The organism is Ramlibacter sp. MMS24-I3-19, from assembly GCF_050320135.1.
Lineage (GTDB): Bacteria > Pseudomonadota > Gammaproteobacteria > Burkholderiales > Burkholderiaceae_C > Ramlibacter.
In genome coordinates, this window is sequence record NZ_CP190017.1 from 2,401,054 (window position 1) to 2,413,696 (window position 12,643).

The 12,643-nt window shown below is 70.0% G+C and carries 17 protein-coding genes and 1 pseudogene; 11 read left to right on the forward strand and 7 right to left on the reverse strand.

Annotated elements, in window-relative coordinates; genetic code table 11:
* The first annotated feature begins 139 nt into the window (after window positions 1–139).
* Window positions 140–871, forward strand: coding sequence for a phosphatase PAP2 family protein (locus ACPWT1_RS12005; protein WP_427911416.1), 732 nt, complete (start codon window positions 140–142; stop codon window positions 869–871).
* Between the two features lie 633 nt (window positions 872–1,504).
* On the opposite strand, the pseudogene ACPWT1_RS12010 reads toward ACPWT1_RS12005, so the two are convergent.
* Window positions 1,505–1,591: pseudogene (locus tag ACPWT1_RS12010) on the reverse strand (hypothetical protein); the annotation flags it as partial.
* Window positions 1,581–1,862 (reverse strand): GIY-YIG nuclease family protein, encoded by a 282-nt coding sequence (locus ACPWT1_RS12015; protein ID WP_427911417.1) that lies wholly within the window; start codon window positions 1,860–1,862, stop codon window positions 1,581–1,583. The gene ACPWT1_RS12015 and the pseudogene ACPWT1_RS12010, both read right to left, overlap by 11 nt.
* 38 nt (window positions 1,863–1,900) lie before the next feature.
* On the opposite strand from ACPWT1_RS12015, the gene rraA reads away from it, so the two are divergent.
* Window positions 1,901–2,455, forward strand: a complete 555-nt coding sequence (gene rraA / locus ACPWT1_RS12020; protein WP_427911418.1) for a ribonuclease E activity regulator RraA — start codon at window positions 1,901–1,903, stop codon at window positions 2,453–2,455.
* Between the two features lie 9 nt (window positions 2,456–2,464).
* Here rraA and ACPWT1_RS12025 read toward each other — a convergent pair whose 3' ends face one another.
* Complete coding sequence (locus tag ACPWT1_RS12025) at window positions 2,465–2,977, reverse strand: redoxin domain-containing protein (RefSeq protein WP_427911419.1); 513 nt, start codon at window positions 2,975–2,977, stop codon at window positions 2,465–2,467.
* Between the two features lie 128 nt (window positions 2,978–3,105).
* Here ACPWT1_RS12025 and ACPWT1_RS12030 point away from each other — a divergent pair, with 128 nt between their 5' ends.
* Genes ACPWT1_RS12030 through merP form a run of 3 tightly spaced genes read left to right on the forward strand, consistent with a single transcriptional unit; the run spans window position 3,106 to window position 4,907 of the window.
* Window positions 3,106–4,218 carry a transglutaminase-like domain-containing protein gene (locus tag ACPWT1_RS12030; protein WP_427911420.1) on the forward strand — a complete coding sequence of 371 codons (1,113 nt, stop codon included), beginning with the start codon at window positions 3,106–3,108 and terminating at the stop codon, window positions 4,216–4,218.
* Window positions 4,202–4,597 (forward strand): mercuric transporter MerT family protein, encoded by a 396-nt coding sequence (locus ACPWT1_RS12035; protein WP_427911421.1) that lies wholly within the window; start codon window positions 4,202–4,204, stop codon window positions 4,595–4,597. The genes ACPWT1_RS12030 and ACPWT1_RS12035 overlap by 17 nt, the downstream gene beginning before the upstream one ends.
* A gap of 13 nt (window positions 4,598–4,610) precedes the next feature.
* The gene (gene merP, locus ACPWT1_RS12040) at window positions 4,611–4,907 is read left to right on the forward strand and encodes a mercury resistance system periplasmic binding protein MerP (protein ID WP_427911422.1); all 297 of its coding nucleotides are present in this window, start codon (window positions 4,611–4,613) and stop codon (window positions 4,905–4,907) included.
* 16 nt (window positions 4,908–4,923) lie between these two features.
* On the opposite strand, the gene ACPWT1_RS12045 is transcribed toward merP, so the two are convergent.
* Window positions 4,924–5,709 (reverse strand): IclR family transcriptional regulator domain-containing protein, encoded by a 786-nt coding sequence (locus tag ACPWT1_RS12045; protein WP_427911423.1) that lies wholly within the window; start codon window positions 5,707–5,709, stop codon window positions 4,924–4,926.
* Between the two features lie 86 nt (window positions 5,710–5,795).
* Between ACPWT1_RS12045 and ACPWT1_RS12050 the strand changes: the two genes are divergently transcribed.
* The 5 genes from ACPWT1_RS12050 to ACPWT1_RS12070 are packed head-to-tail and all read left to right on the forward strand — an operon-like array spanning window position 5,796 to window position 10,413.
* Window positions 5,796–6,770 carry a Bug family tripartite tricarboxylate transporter substrate binding protein gene (locus tag ACPWT1_RS12050; RefSeq protein WP_427911424.1) on the forward strand — a complete coding sequence of 325 codons (975 nt, stop codon included), beginning with the start codon at window positions 5,796–5,798 and terminating at the stop codon, window positions 6,768–6,770.
* Between the two features lies 1 nt (window position 6,771).
* Window positions 6,772–8,001, forward strand: coding sequence for an aromatic ring-hydroxylating dioxygenase subunit alpha (locus ACPWT1_RS12055; RefSeq protein ID WP_427911425.1), 1,230 nt, complete (start codon window positions 6,772–6,774; stop codon window positions 7,999–8,001).
* A 3-nt stretch (window positions 8,002–8,004) separates the two neighbouring features.
* A complete protein-coding gene (locus ACPWT1_RS12060) occupies window positions 8,005–8,469 on the forward strand; it encodes an aromatic-ring-hydroxylating dioxygenase subunit beta (RefSeq protein WP_427911426.1) in 465 nt (154 codons plus the stop codon).
* On the forward strand, window positions 8,466–9,404 hold the full coding sequence (locus tag ACPWT1_RS12065) for a PdxA family dehydrogenase (protein ID WP_427911427.1): 939 nt from the start codon (window positions 8,466–8,468) through the stop codon (window positions 9,402–9,404). Before ACPWT1_RS12060 ends, ACPWT1_RS12065 begins: the two co-directional genes overlap by 4 nt.
* Before the next feature lie 13 nt (window positions 9,405–9,417).
* The gene (locus ACPWT1_RS12070; protein WP_427911428.1) at window positions 9,418–10,413 is read left to right on the forward strand and encodes a 2Fe-2S iron-sulfur cluster-binding protein; all 996 of its coding nucleotides are present in this window, start codon (window positions 9,418–9,420) and stop codon (window positions 10,411–10,413) included.
* 62 nt (window positions 10,414–10,475) lie between these two features.
* Here ACPWT1_RS12070 and ACPWT1_RS12075 read toward each other — a convergent pair whose 3' ends face one another.
* Both ACPWT1_RS12075 and sugE read right to left on the reverse strand, forming a co-directional pair.
* Window positions 10,476–11,399, reverse strand: a complete 924-nt coding sequence (locus ACPWT1_RS12075) for a ketopantoate reductase family protein (RefSeq protein ID WP_427911429.1) — start codon at window positions 11,397–11,399, stop codon at window positions 10,476–10,478.
* A gap of 17 nt (window positions 11,400–11,416) precedes the next feature.
* Window positions 11,417–11,737 carry a quaternary ammonium compound efflux SMR transporter SugE gene (gene sugE / locus ACPWT1_RS12080; RefSeq protein ID WP_427911430.1) on the reverse strand — a complete coding sequence of 107 codons (321 nt, stop codon included), beginning with the start codon at window positions 11,735–11,737 and terminating at the stop codon, window positions 11,417–11,419.
* A 109-nt stretch (window positions 11,738–11,846) separates the two neighbouring features.
* On the opposite strand from sugE, the gene ACPWT1_RS12085 reads away from it, so the two are divergent.
* Window positions 11,847–12,074: a 4-oxalocrotonate tautomerase gene (locus ACPWT1_RS12085; RefSeq protein WP_427911431.1), complete on the forward strand. Its 228-nt coding sequence runs from the start codon at window positions 11,847–11,849 to the stop codon at window positions 12,072–12,074.
* A gap of 7 nt (window positions 12,075–12,081) precedes the next feature.
* Here the strand turns inward: ACPWT1_RS12085 and ACPWT1_RS12090 are convergent, their stop codons facing one another.
* Window positions 12,082–12,465 carry a hypothetical protein gene (locus ACPWT1_RS12090; RefSeq protein WP_427911432.1) on the reverse strand — a complete coding sequence of 128 codons (384 nt, stop codon included), beginning with the start codon at window positions 12,463–12,465 and terminating at the stop codon, window positions 12,082–12,084.
* Between the last annotated feature and the right edge of the window lie 178 nt (window positions 12,466–12,643).

A 12,643-nucleotide genomic window follows, 5' to 3' on the forward strand; every position in this document is an offset into this window, starting at 1 on the left:
GCGCAAGCGGCGACGAGCGCCTGGCTCGACTGGCTCGTTCGGGCCGTAGTCCATCCGGGTGGCGGTCTTGTTGCAGATGGTCACGTTGCCGCACGATGCGACCACACCGGGGCTGTTGACCCTGGGCATGGGAGACCACATGAACGCCCTGGACAGCTGGACCATGACGCACATCAACGTGTTCGCACGCAAGTCGTGGGTCTTCGACCAGGCGGTCGCCTTCCTGTCCGTGAACTACCTGCTCAAGGGCGGCGTGTTGATGCTCTTCGTCTGGTGGGCCTGGTTCCGCTCGGACGGCAGGGACGCGAAGGAGCGCGACCACATCATCGCCACCATGATCGGCTGCGTGGTCGCGCTGGCGGTGGGGCGCCTGCTGGTGATCCTGCTGCCGTTCCGCATCAGGCCGCTGCACGAGATCGGGCTGAGTTTCGTGACGCCCTATGGCGTGTCGGAGGACGCGCTGGGCAAGCTCAGCTCGTTCCCGAGCGACCACGCCGTGCTGTTCTTCGCGCTCGTCACCGGCCTGTTCTTCGTCTCGCGGGCGCTGGGTGTCTTCGCGCTGCTCTACTCGATCGTCATGGTCGCGCTGCCACGGATGTACCTTGGGTTGCATTACCCGACCGACCTCCTTGCCGGCGCCCTCATCGGTGTGGCCATCTGCTGGCTCGCCAATGTCCACCTGGTAAAGAGCCGCGCGGTGCAATCGATCAAGGAGCTCTCCTGGTCGCGGGCCAGCTACTTCTATCCCGCCCTGTTCCTCGTCACCTACCAGATCGCCGACCTGTTCGAGAACAGCCGCGCGCTGGTCGGCGGGGTGGCCAAGCTCGGCAAGGTGGTGGTGCAGGGCCTGGGCCTGGGCGTCGGCGCCTGAGCGCCTAGAAGCGCTCGGTCGGCGAAAGATAGCGCCACTGGCCCGGGGAAGGCCGGCCATCGGCAGGCGGCCGATGCGGATGCGCTTGAGCGACTGCAGCTCCAGGCCGACCTGCGCGCACATCCAGGGCACCAGCTGCAGGTCGGTGCCCTTCAGCGCGAATCGCAGGCGGTTCTCGCTTTGCCAGCTGACCCGCGCCGGCGGCAGGCGCCGGCCCTCGAAGAGCAGGCCCTGGCACAGCCGCTGAAGGCCGTCCTCGACGATCGAGCCGCTCACGTGCGCGACCAGTTCCTGCTCCAGCAGCGCGGCGTCCTCGCGCAGCTTGCGCACGATGCGCCCGTCCTGGCTGAACACGCACAGGCCTTCGGCTGGCGCCGGCAGTTCCAGCAGCGGCACCAGTCCCGCTTCATGGCTCCTGGTGCGGCGGATGCCCGAGGCGTCGCCTTGCCAGTGCGTGGCGGCCCCGAAAAGCGCGCGCGCTTCGGCGCTGCGCATGCCCGCCGGCTTGTTCACCAGCAGGGTGGCCGGCACGGCGGGATGCAGCGACGCCCGCGGATCGATGGTGACCTTCTCGCCGGCCACGCGGTGCTGCGGCTGGTCGACGACCTGACCGTCGACGCGCACCCAGCCTTCGGCGATGTACTGCTCCGCGTCACGCCGCGAGCAGGGCACGAGGGCCGCGACCACTTTCGACAGCCGCTGCGGTTCGTCAGGCACCATGCGCCTCCTCGAAGAAAGCGAGCTTGCGCGCGCGCGGCAGCGACTTCAGCTGCAGCTCGGCGCGCAAGGCGTCGCCCTTGCTGGCGTATTCGCGCGCGGCCAGCAGCCGCACCGGTGGCCACGCGCGCGTGAACCTCGCGCCCAGGCCGCAGGCGTGCTGGAAGAAGCGCCGCTCCACGTCGAGCGCGATGCCGGCGTAGTACACGCCGCCTTCGCACTCGAGCAGGTACAGCCAGTAGGGCGCCGGGGAGTCGCTCGGTGTTCCGCTCACGGCGCGATTGTGCGGCCCCGGCCGACTACGATGCCGCCATGAACGCCTTCAAGACCACCGACATCTGCGATGCCTCCGCCGACGCCCAGGCCTGCGAGCTGCCGTTCCTCGGGTTCGGACGCCGCCGTGCCTTTGCCGGCGCGATCCGCACCTTGCGCTACCAGCAGGGCTTCCGGGCGGTGCGCGACCTGCTGCAGCAGCGCGGCGAGGGGCAGGTGCTGGTGATCGACGGCGGCGGGCTCGCCTGGCGCGCGCTGTTCGGGGACCTGATGGCGGGCCTGGCCTGCCGCAACGGCTGGGAAGGCGTGGTGGTGCATGGCGCGATCCGCGACCGCGCGGAGATCGACGGCATGGAGATCGGGGTCAAGGCCCTTGCCACGGCGCCGCGGCGGGCCGACATCGGCGGGCCGGGCGAAGTCGACGTGCCCCTGCGTTTCGGTGGCGTGCTGTTCACCCCCGGTGCACGGCTGGTGGCGGACGACGACGGTGTCGTGGTGCTGCCGCCCGGGCTGACGGAAGCGGACCTGGCGATCGCGGATGCGGTGGCTGCGACGGCGGCCTATGCGAGCGGTGGCGTCGTGCCGCGCTCCTGAGCCCCCGGATCACAGCAGGTCGCGCAACATCCCGGCCCCCGATGGGCCGTCCCAGTCGACCTCGCCGACGACGATGAACCGCGTGCGGCCGCGGCGGTCGATGGCCACGGTGCTGGGGAAGATGTGGATGTCGAAGGCGCGCGCGGCCGCGCCGTCGGCGTCGCGCACCACCGGCAGGCCCAGCGGAGTCCTGGACAGGAACCTCCGCATCGCAGGCTCGCCCTCGCGGTAGTTCGCGGCGATCACGCGCAGGCCGGCGTCACGCTGCGCCGCCGCCAGGCGCTCCAGCGAGGGCATCTCGGCACGGCAGGGTTCGCACCAGCTCGCCCAGAAGTTCAGCAGCACGGGATGGCCGCGCTCGTCGGCCAGGCGCCAGTCGGGGCCCTCCAGCGAGGGAAGCAGCAGCGGCGGGGTGGGCTTGTTGCGCGGCCAGGGCTTGCGCATCGATTGCGCGCCGGCCGCGCCAGCGACCAGGGAGCCGGCGATTCCGGCGAGTCCGCGCAAGCAATGGCGACGGTTCATGAGGGTTCTCGGCGCCTGCCCGGCAGTGAAAAGGGTTCTTGCCGATAATACCGGCCGACTTTCCCAAGTGACCCACGGACCAGCCATCGAGCCTCGATCGATCGCACCCGCCGAGCTCCCAATCCGCCATGACCAATTCGATCTCGCGCCGTCACTTCACCCGTTCCGCTGCCGCCTCGTTGCTGGCAGCAGGCGGCCTGCCTGCCCTGCACGCTCAGGAAGCCGAGCGGCGGTTCGACCCGCAGCCTTCGGACTGGCGCCGCTTCGAAGTCACGACCACCGTGCAGCTCAAGGGCGAGCGCGGCGATGCCAAGGTGTGGGTGCCGGTCCCGTCGCTGGACACGCCGTGGCAGCGCACCGTGGAGAGCCACTGGAGCGGCAGCACCACGGACATCCGCGCCGCCTCCGATGGCCGCACCGGCGCCAAGGTGCTGGTGGCCAGCTTTCCGGCCGCCAGCGTCGATCCGACGCTGGTGCTGACCGACATCGTCGAGACGCAGAACCGCGCCGTGGACTGGAAGGCCAGGGCGCCGGCCGCCGATCGCGCCGACCTGCACCAGTGGCTCGAGCCCAGCGAGCTCATCCCGGTCGACGGCATCGTGAAGAAGGTCGCCACGCAGATCGTGCTGGGCGCGCGCTCCGACCGCGAGAAGGCGCAGCGCATCTACGACTGGGTGATCGTCAGCACCTACCGCGAGCCCAAGGTGAAGGGCTGCGGCACCGGCGACATCAAGGCGATGCTCGAGTCCGGCAACATGAGCGGCAAGTGCGCCGACATTAACGCGCTGTTCGTCGGCCTGTGCCGTGCGGCCGGCGTGCCGGCGCGCGACATCTACGGCGTGCGCCTCGTGCCCAGCGCCTTCGGCTACCGCGAACTCGGCGGCAATCCGGCCAGCCTCAAGGGCGCGCAGCACTGCCGTGCCGAGGTCTACCTGCAGGGCAACGGCTGGGTTGCGATGGATCCCGCGGACGTGACCAAGGTCATGCGGCAGGAAACTCCGGTGTGGATCAAGAACGCCGGCGACCCGCTGGTGGCCCCCGTGCGCAAGGCGCTGTTCGGCGGCTGGGAAGGCAACTGGATGGGCTACAACTCCGCCAGCGACGTGAAGCTGCCCGGCGCGAAGCAGGCGAAGCTGGGCTTCTTCATGTACCCGCAGGCCGAGACCGCCGCGGGCGCCAAGGATCCCTACGATCCGGATTCGTTCGTCTACCAGATCACCGCGCGTGAGCTCCGTGCCTGAGACCTCCGTTTCCGCCAGCATGGCCACGCCGCCGCCGCGGGGCAGCGCCTGGACGCTGTCGCTGGCCGGCCTCGCGGCGCTGCTGGCGTCCAGCTGCTGCGTGCTGCCGCTGGTGCTGGCCATCGTGGGCGTGTCGGGCGCGTGGATCGGCGCGCTGCACCGGATGGAACCGTATTCGTATCCGTTGACCGCAGTGGCGGCCGTGGCGCTGGCCGTCGCCGGCTGGCGCATCTGGCGTCCCGCGGCCGACGCGCTGGTCTGCGACGATCTCGCCGCCTGCAGGCAGCGCAACACCGCGGCGCGCCGCTGGTTCTGGGTGATGGCGTTCCTGACCGTGCTGCCCATCGCCGTGCGGCAGGGTGCCCATTTCTTCTATTGACGGAGGCTCGCGCATGACACCGATCCGCTTCGCCATCGCCGCGGCGCTCGTCGCCGGCTCGTTCGCCGCGCATGCGGGCACCCGCAAGGTGGAACTCACGGTGCCCACGATGGATTGCGACACCTGCCCGATCACGATCCGCATCGCGCTGCAGAAGGTGTCGGGCGTGAAGAAGGCGGTGGTCAGCTACGAGCGGCGCAATGCCATCGTGACCTACGACGACGCAGTCACCAACGTCGCGGCACTCACGCGCGCCACCGAGCAGGCCGGCTATCCGTCGTTCGAGGCGGACACCAAGGCTGGGCGCTGAGCTAAGTTCTTCCGGCTCATTCGTAGACCTGCTCGCCCAGGCGCAAGCTCGCCTTCTGCAGCACTGGGAGGAGCGAGTCGCGGAACTCGCCCATCGGCATGCGTTCGGCGCGCACCGAGATGCTCAGGCCGCCGACGAAAGCGCCGGTGCGGTCATGCACGGGAACGGCGATCGACCGCACGCCCAGCTCCAGCTCCTCGTTGTTGGCGCTCCAGCCGCGGGCGCGGCAGCGCTCCACCTCGGCGATGACATCGTCCGCCTCGTGCAGGCATTTGGGTGTCAGGGGCACGCGCCGCATCGCCCGCACCCGCTGTGCAGCGTCCGAGGGCGAAAGGCTGGCCAGCACGACGCGGCCCAGCGCGGAGCAGTAGGCCGGCAGCCGTGAGCCGATGCCGAGGCCGGTGGAGAGGCTGCGCCGCGCCGTCGAACGGGCAACGATGATCACGTCGTCGTCCAGCAGCTTGCCCAGCGACGCCGACTGCCGCGTGCGCTCCGACAGCGCGTCCAGCAATGGCTGGGCCAGTTGCGGGATCGGCCTGGAAGCGAGATACGCATGCGCCACCAGCAGCGCGCGCGGCGCCACCCAGAAGCGCTTGCCGTCGGACTCGAGGTAGTCAAGGGCGAGCAGGGTGTGCAGCGATCGGCGCGCCGACGCCGGCGAGCTGCCGGTGCGCCGCGCCACTTCCGACAGCGTGAGCTTGACCGCGCCCCGGCCGAAGCAGGTGAGCACGTCGAGTCCCTTCTGCAGCGACGCGACGAAGTCCTTGTCCTGCCGCAAGGCCGGGCTGGAAAGTTTGCGCATAGCGCAATTCTGGGTTGGTTCGGCGCGGCTGCGCGGCCAGACTTGCACATCCGCGCCAAGCGGCCTTCCAGCAGGAGACATCCCCCATGCAATCCACCTTGACGCGGCGTGACGTGCTTGCGCTCACAGCGGCCGTTGCCGCCGGCCATGCGTTGCCGGCCCTCGCGCAGCCCAGCAAGACGCTGAAGCTGATCGTGCCGTTCCCGGCCGGCGGCACGGCCGACATCCTCCCGCGCCTGCTGGCGGACAAGGTGCGCGCTGCCTACCCGGCCGGCGTCATCGTCGACAACCGCTCGGGTGCGGGCGGCAACATCGGGGCCGAGCTGGTCGCGCGGTCCGACCCGGACGGGACGACGCTGCTGGTGTCGCCTCCTGGGCCGATCGCGATCAACCACCACCTGTACAAGTCGCTCAGCTTCGATCCCACGAAGTGGGTGCCTGTCACGGTGATCGCCACCGTTCCCAACGTGCTGAACGTGCGCAAGGAGTTCCCGGCGAAGACCGTGCAGGAGTTCATCGCCTACGTGAAGGCCAACCCGGGCAAGGTGAGCTACGCCTCGCAGGGCAACGGCTCGACCTCGCACCTCACCGCCGCAATGTTCATGCAGCTGACCGGCACCGAGATGATCCACGTGCCGTACAAGGGCACGGCGCCCGCGCTGGTGGACCTGGTGGGTGGCCAGGTCGACGTCTTCTTCGACAACATCGCGTCGTCGGCCACGTTCCACAACGGCGGCAAGACGCGGATCCTCGCGGTGGCCGACGAGAAGCGCTCGCCCTTGCTGCCGCAGGTGCCCACCTTCGAGGAATCGAAGGTGCCCGGCATGGTCGCCGTCACGTTCTTCTCGATGGTGGCACCCCCCGGCACGCCGAAGGAGGCGGTCGACTATGCGTACAAGGCCTTCAGCGGCGCGCTGCAGGACCCCGACGTGCAAAGGAAATTTGCCGAGCAGGGCGCGACGCCCGCCGGCTGGAGCCCTGACAAGTCCGGCCAGTTCATCCGCAAGGAGTCGGACAAGTGGGGCCGCGTCATCAAGACCGCGAAAGTGATGGTGGAGTGACATGCAGGAGCAAGCAGTCCAATGGCGCGGCCCCGGCCTGACCCGGGTGCCCTACAAGCTGTACAGCGACGAGCCGACGGCACACCAGGAGCAGGAGCGCATCTTCCGAGGCCCCACGTGGAACTACCTGTGCCTGGATGCCGAACTCCCCGAGGCCGGCAACTACCGCACCACGTTCGTCGGCGACACGCCGGTGGTGGTGGTGAAGGACGACGACGGCGAGATCTACGCGTTCGAGAACCGCTGCGCGCACCGCGGCGCGCTCATCGCGCTGGACAAGTGCGGCAAGGCCGACAGCTTCCAGTGCGTCTACCACGCCTGGAGCTACAACAGGCAGGGTGACCTGACCGGCGTCGCGTTCGAGAAGGGCGTCAAGGGCAAGGGCGGCATGCCGGCCTCGTTCTGCAAGGAGGAGCACGGCCCGCGCAAGCTGCGCATCGCGGTCTATTGCGGCCTGGTGTTCGGCAGCTTCAGCGACGACGTGCCCTCCATCGAGGAGTACCTGGGCGACGCCATCTGCCAGCGCATCGAGCGCGTGCTGCACAAGCCCGTCGAGGTGATCGGCCGCTTCACGCAGGCGCTGCCGAACAACTGGAAGCTGTACGTCGAGAACGTCAAGGACAGCTACCACGCGAGCCTGCTGCACCTGTTCTTCACCACCTTCGAGCTCAATCGCCTGTCGCAGAAGGGCGGCGTGATCGTCGACGAGAGCGGCGGCCACCACGTGAGCTACTCGATGATCGACAAGGCCGCGGCCGACGCGTCGTACAAGGACCAGGGCCTGCGCTCGGACACCGACAAGTACCGCCTCAAGGACACGACGGTGCTGGAAGGCTTCCCCGAGTTCGACGACGGCATCACGCTGCAGATCCTGTCGGTGTTTCCCGGCTTCATCCTGCAGCAGATCCAGAACTGCCTCGCGGTGCGCCAGGTGCTGCCCAAGGGGCAGGACCGCACCGAGCTGAACTGGACCTACATCGGCTACGTCGGCGACACGCCGGAGCAGCGCAAGGTGCGGCTCAAGCAGCTGAACCTCGTCGGGCCTGCGGGCTTCATCTCGATGGAAGACGGCGCCGTCGGCGGCTTCGTGCAGCGCGGCATCGCCGGCGCGCAGGACCATGAGGCGATCGTCGAGATGGGCGGCGAGGACACCGGCTCCAGCGAAGGCCGCGCGATCGAAAACTCGGTGCGCGGCTTCTGGAAAGCCTACCGCCAGCACATGGGAGCCTGAGCCATGGCGGACCTCCTGGCGCTGTGCGCCTTCAACGCCGCCTATGCGCAGGCGATCGACAATGACGCGCTCGAGCAGTGGCCGTCGTTCTTCACCGAGGACTGCCTGTACCGCATCACCAACGCCGAGAACGAGCGCGAGGGCCTGCCCTCGGGCGTGGTCTACGCCGACTCGCGCGCGATGCTGGAGGACCGCATCGCGGCCCTGCGCGAGGCCAACATCTACGAGCGGCAGCGTTACCGCCACCTGCTCGGCATCCCGGTCGTGGAATCGGCGGACGCGCAGGGCACCGTGGCCCGCACGCCGTTCCTGGTCGCGCGGATCATGCACACCGGCGAAACGACGGTGTTCGCGAGCGGCGAGTACCGCGACCGCTTCCGCCAGGTCGGCGGCAAGCTCCTGCTGGCCGAGCGCGTGGCCGTGTGCGACAGCACCGTGACCGACACGCTGCTGGCGCTGCCGCTGTGACGCGCCGCATCGCCCTCTCCGTCGGCGACCCGAACGGCATCGGGCCCGAGATCGTGCTGAAGGCCGCGGAGGCGCTGCGCAGCGACGACAGCGTGCGCATCGCCGTGTTCGGGCCGCCGGACGTGCTGGAGCGCGCTGCGGCGGTCTCGCGCCTGCAAGGCGTGCTGGCGCAGCTGGACCTGCGGCCTGCCGGCGAACTGCCGCGGGCGGCTGCGCGGTCCGGCCAGGTCTGTGCCGAGGCGGGCGCCAGTGCGGTCGCTTCCGCGACCGCCGCCATCCAGGCGGTGCGGACGGGCGAGTTCGACGCCGTCGTCGCCGGGCCGCACCACGAAACCGCCATCGCGCAGGCCGGCATCCCGTTTCGCGGCTATCCGTCGCTGGTGGCGCGCGTGTGCGGGCAGCCCGAAGACAGCGTCTTCCTGCTGCTCGTGGGCGGCGGCCTGCGCATCGTGCACGTCACCTTGCACGAAAGCGTGGCGCACGCGCTGGCCCGCATCACGCCCGACCTCGTTGTCGCCGCAACGGAAGCCGGCGTGCGCGCCTGCCGCGCCATGGGCGTGGGCGAGCCGAGCGTCGCGCTGTTCGGGATCAACCCGCACGCGTCGGAAGGCGGCCTCTTCGGGCCCGAAGACCAGGAGCTCGTGGTGCCGGCGGTGCAGCGCCTTCGCGAACGCGGAATCGCCGTCGCCGGGCCGCTGGGCGCTGACGTGCTGCTGGCGGGCCACTGGCATGACCTGTATGTGGCCATGCTGCACGACCAGGGCCACATCCCGATCAAGGTGGTGGCGCCGCAGGCGGCCAGCGCGATCTCGATCGGCGCCGACGTCCTGCTGGCCAGTACCGGCCATGGCAGCGCGATGGACATCGCCGGGCAGGGCAAGGCGCGGCCCGATGCGCTGCTGCGCAGCCTGCGCCTGCTTGCCGGCATCCCCTGATCCCGAGGTACCCATGGCTTACGAGATCCGCATCGCCGGAACGGACCAGCATTTCCCGTGCGACGCGGGGCAGAACGTGCTGGACGCCGCGCTCAAGGCCGGCATCGAGATGCCCTATTCGTGCCGCAAGGGCGTGTGCGGCAACTGCGCGGGTGCGGTCGCCGCAGGGCAGGTGGACAGCCCCCCGAGCGAAGCGAAGCCGGCAGGGCAGCACCTCTATTGCCAGTGCCGGCCGCTGAGCGACCTGGAGATCGTTCCGGAGGCCTGGCATCGCTTCGATCCGGCCGCGCGCAAGACCTTCGCCGCCAAGGTGTTCCGCAACACGCTGGCCGCCGACGACGTCAGCGTGCTGCAGCTGCGGCTCCCCGCCGGGCAGCGGGCGAAGTTCAAGGCCGGGCAGTACCTGCAGGTGGCCTTGCCGGACGGGACGCGCCGGTCGTACTCGATGGCCAATCCGCCGCACGAGAGCGACGGGCTGCAGCTGCACATCCGCCACGTGGCCGGCGGGCAGTTCACGCGGCTCGTCCCGCACCTGAAGGCGGGTGACACGCTGCAGGTCGAACTGCCGTTCGGGAATTTCGAGCTGAAGGAGGAGTCGACCGCGCCGATGCTCTGCGTGGTCGGCGGCACGGGCTTCGCGCCGGTGAAGTCGCTGCTGGACGACCTGGTGAAGAAGGGTGTGAAGCGGCCAGTGACGCTGGTCTGGGGCGGGCGCAATCGCGCGGGGCTGTACCTGCTCTCCGCCGTGGACCGATGGAAGAAGCTGCTGCCCGGCTTTCGCTTCCTGCCGGCGCTGGAGGACGGGGCCGACGCGCAGGCGCTCGAAGGCTTCCACGGGCGCGTGGACGATGCGGTGCGCCAGCAGTTCGAGGCACTGGCCGGCCACGAGGTCTACTGCTGCGGCTCGCCAGCGATGGTGGCCGCCGTGCGCAAGGCCTGCGTGGACGAGCGCGGCCTCGATCCGCACCACTTCTTCAGCGACGTGTTCGTGCCCGGCCCGGCGGCCTGACTTTCAGCGGCGGCTCGGGCCACTTGCCGCGCGGCGGGCTCGACCCGGGAGCCAACGGCAGTTCAGCCAGTGCGCGTCCCTGCGGCCTGCAGCGCGAGGATGTCGCTGATCGCGCGATTCATCGGCGTGGGCACGCCCTTGGCGCGACCGAGCTCCACGACGCCGCCCGACAGCCACCGGACCTCGAGCGGGTTGCCGCGCTCCAGGTCATGGTGCATCGACGACGTCATGTCCGGCGACACGCTGTCGGCGCGCACGAGCGCGGCCTTCAGGTCGTCGTCGGTCAGCGGCACGCCGTGCGCCTGCGCGACCGCGATCACTTCCCGCATCACGTCGGTGAGGAAGGCGCGCGTCTGCGGGTTGGCGCGGATCGCGCCGATCCGGTGGCGCGTGGTGGTCGTGGTGCCCGACAGCCCGACGAGGAACACGTACTTCAGCCAGATCTCGCGCAGGATCGCGGGCGACAGCTCGGCGTTGATGCCGGCGGCCTGGCATGCCGCCAGCAGCGCTTCTCCGCGCGGCGAGCGCGAACCGTCGAATTCGCCGAACAGCAGCCGCTGCATGGGCCCGGTCTGGCGGATCACGCCCGGCGATTCGATGGTGGTGGCCACGTAGCCGACCCCGCCGATCAGCTGTCGCGCGTCGAACGCCTCGCGCAGGTAGGTGTCCTTGAGCACGCCGTTCTGGAACGAGACGACGGCGGTGTCCGGGCCGACCATGGGGCGCATCTGCTCGATCGCCTGCGCGGTGTCCCACAGCTTCACGCACAGCATCGCGACGTCGACCGGACCGACGTCGGCGGGGCGGCCCGTCGCCTGCACCTTGGGCACGTGCAGGGGTTCCGGGCCTTCAATGCGCAGGCCGTCGCTGCGCATGGCCTCCAGGTGACGGCCGCGGGCGATGAAGTGCACGTCCGAGCCGGCGGCCGCGAGCTTGGCGCCGAAATAGCCGCCGAGGCCGCCCGAGCCCATGATGCCGATGCGCATGTGGTTCCTCCTTGCCCTCAGGCGGGCGTGAACACCTTGAGGCCGATGATGCCAGCGACGATGAGCGCGAGGCAGGCGAGCCGACCCGCAGTCGCGGGCTCGCCGAGGAGCGCGATGCCGAGCAGGGCTGTACCGACCGCGCCGATGCCGGTCCACACCGCGTAGGCCGTGCCCACCGGCAGTTCCTTCATGGCGAGGCCCAGCAGCCCGATGCTGCCGAGCATGGCCGCCGCCGTCGCGACGCTCGGCCAGGGCCGCGTGAACCCTTCGGTGTATTTCAGGCCGATGGCCCAGCCGACTTCGAGGAAGCCGGCGATGACGAGAACGATCCAGGACATGTGGAACCCCAGGTGTGGGGCCGTCCCCGTCGATGCTCCGGTGGGGTCGTCCCCACGCGGCGGATTCTAGGCAGCACGGGGCCTGTCCGCCCCGGCTGCGTGCCTTAGCATGCGTGCCCCGATCCAGAAGGAGTCACCCATGCCCACCATCCGTGTCGACCTGTTCGAAGGCCGCACCCCCGAGCAGAAGCGCAAGTTCGTCGCCGCCCTGACGCAGGCCTGCGTCGACACCCTCGGCAGCAAGCCCGAGTCGGTGGACGTGCTGCTGTTCGACGTCAAGCCGAGCGACTGGGCCACGGGCGGCGTGCTGTGGTCCGAGAAGAAGGGCCCGGCCTGAGCGTCGATCAGCGACGGTACGGGTTGTACGGCGCGCGGTCGTAGCGGTTCGGCACGCCGTCGCGGTCGGCGTCGCCCCAGCCGCCGCGGTACGCCACGCGGCGATCGTCGTGGCGGTCGTAGCGGTTCGGAATACCGTCACGGTCGGCGTCGCCCCACGGGCCGCGGGACTCGTAGCGGTGGTGCGGCGCCTGGACCATGCGCGGCTGCGCATAGGCCGGTGCAGGTTGCACGTACAGCGGTGCCGGCTGCACATGGCGCACCGGCGCTCCCACGGACACGGAGACGACCGCGTTGGAGATGACGCCCGCATGCGCTCCCGACGCGGCGGCGAGGCTGCCGAGCGCGACGGCGATGGCGAGGACAGGCTTGGCGGAGAAGAGGCGTTGCATGAGTGGCTCCTTGGTTGGTGCATGCATGGTGCGCGGGGGCAATGAACGAACGCTGAATGGATGCTGCCGCCCGGCGACGCCGCGCGGCGCACCGGCGCCCGCAGACTCGCGGAGCTTCCCGATTGACAGCCCGTGCGGGCGCCCGCATCCTTCGCGCCTTTCGCCCGTCCGGAGCTTC

Excerpts from the sequence above, each read along its gene's own strand:
- ACPWT1_RS12005 (WP_427911416.1), top strand. The coding sequence starts at position 140 with ATGAACGCCCTGGACAGCTGGACCATGACGCACATCAACGTGTTCGCA.
- rraA (WP_427911418.1), top strand. The coding sequence starts at position 1,901 with ATGAACGCCTTCAAGACCACCGACATCTGCGATGCCTCCGCCGACGCC.
- ACPWT1_RS12025 (WP_427911419.1), bottom strand. The coding sequence starts at position 2,977 with ATGAACCGTCGCCATTGCTTGCGCGGACTCGCCGGAATCGCCGGCTCC.
- ACPWT1_RS12030 (WP_427911420.1), top strand. The coding sequence starts at position 3,106 with ATGACCAATTCGATCTCGCGCCGTCACTTCACCCGTTCCGCTGCCGCC.
- merP (WP_427911422.1), top strand. The coding sequence starts at position 4,611 with ATGACACCGATCCGCTTCGCCATCGCCGCGGCGCTCGTCGCCGGCTCG.
- ACPWT1_RS12045 (WP_427911423.1), bottom strand. The coding sequence starts at position 5,709 with ATGCGCAAACTTTCCAGCCCGGCCTTGCGGCAGGACAAGGACTTCGTC.
- ACPWT1_RS12050 (WP_427911424.1), top strand. The coding sequence starts at position 5,796 with ATGCAATCCACCTTGACGCGGCGTGACGTGCTTGCGCTCACAGCGGCC.
- ACPWT1_RS12055 (WP_427911425.1), top strand. The coding sequence starts at position 6,772 with ATGCAGGAGCAAGCAGTCCAATGGCGCGGCCCCGGCCTGACCCGGGTG.
- ACPWT1_RS12060 (WP_427911426.1), top strand. The coding sequence starts at position 8,005 with ATGGCGGACCTCCTGGCGCTGTGCGCCTTCAACGCCGCCTATGCGCAG.
- ACPWT1_RS12070 (WP_427911428.1), top strand. The coding sequence starts at position 9,418 with ATGGCTTACGAGATCCGCATCGCCGGAACGGACCAGCATTTCCCGTGC.
- ACPWT1_RS12075 (WP_427911429.1), bottom strand. The coding sequence starts at position 11,399 with ATGCGCATCGGCATCATGGGCTCGGGCGGCCTCGGCGGCTATTTCGGC.
- sugE (WP_427911430.1), bottom strand. The coding sequence starts at position 11,737 with ATGTCCTGGATCGTTCTCGTCATCGCCGGCTTCCTCGAAGTCGGCTGG.
- ACPWT1_RS12085 (WP_427911431.1), top strand. The coding sequence starts at position 11,847 with ATGCGTGCCCCGATCCAGAAGGAGTCACCCATGCCCACCATCCGTGTC.
- ACPWT1_RS12090 (WP_427911432.1), bottom strand. The coding sequence starts at position 12,465 with ATGCAACGCCTCTTCTCCGCCAAGCCTGTCCTCGCCATCGCCGTCGCG.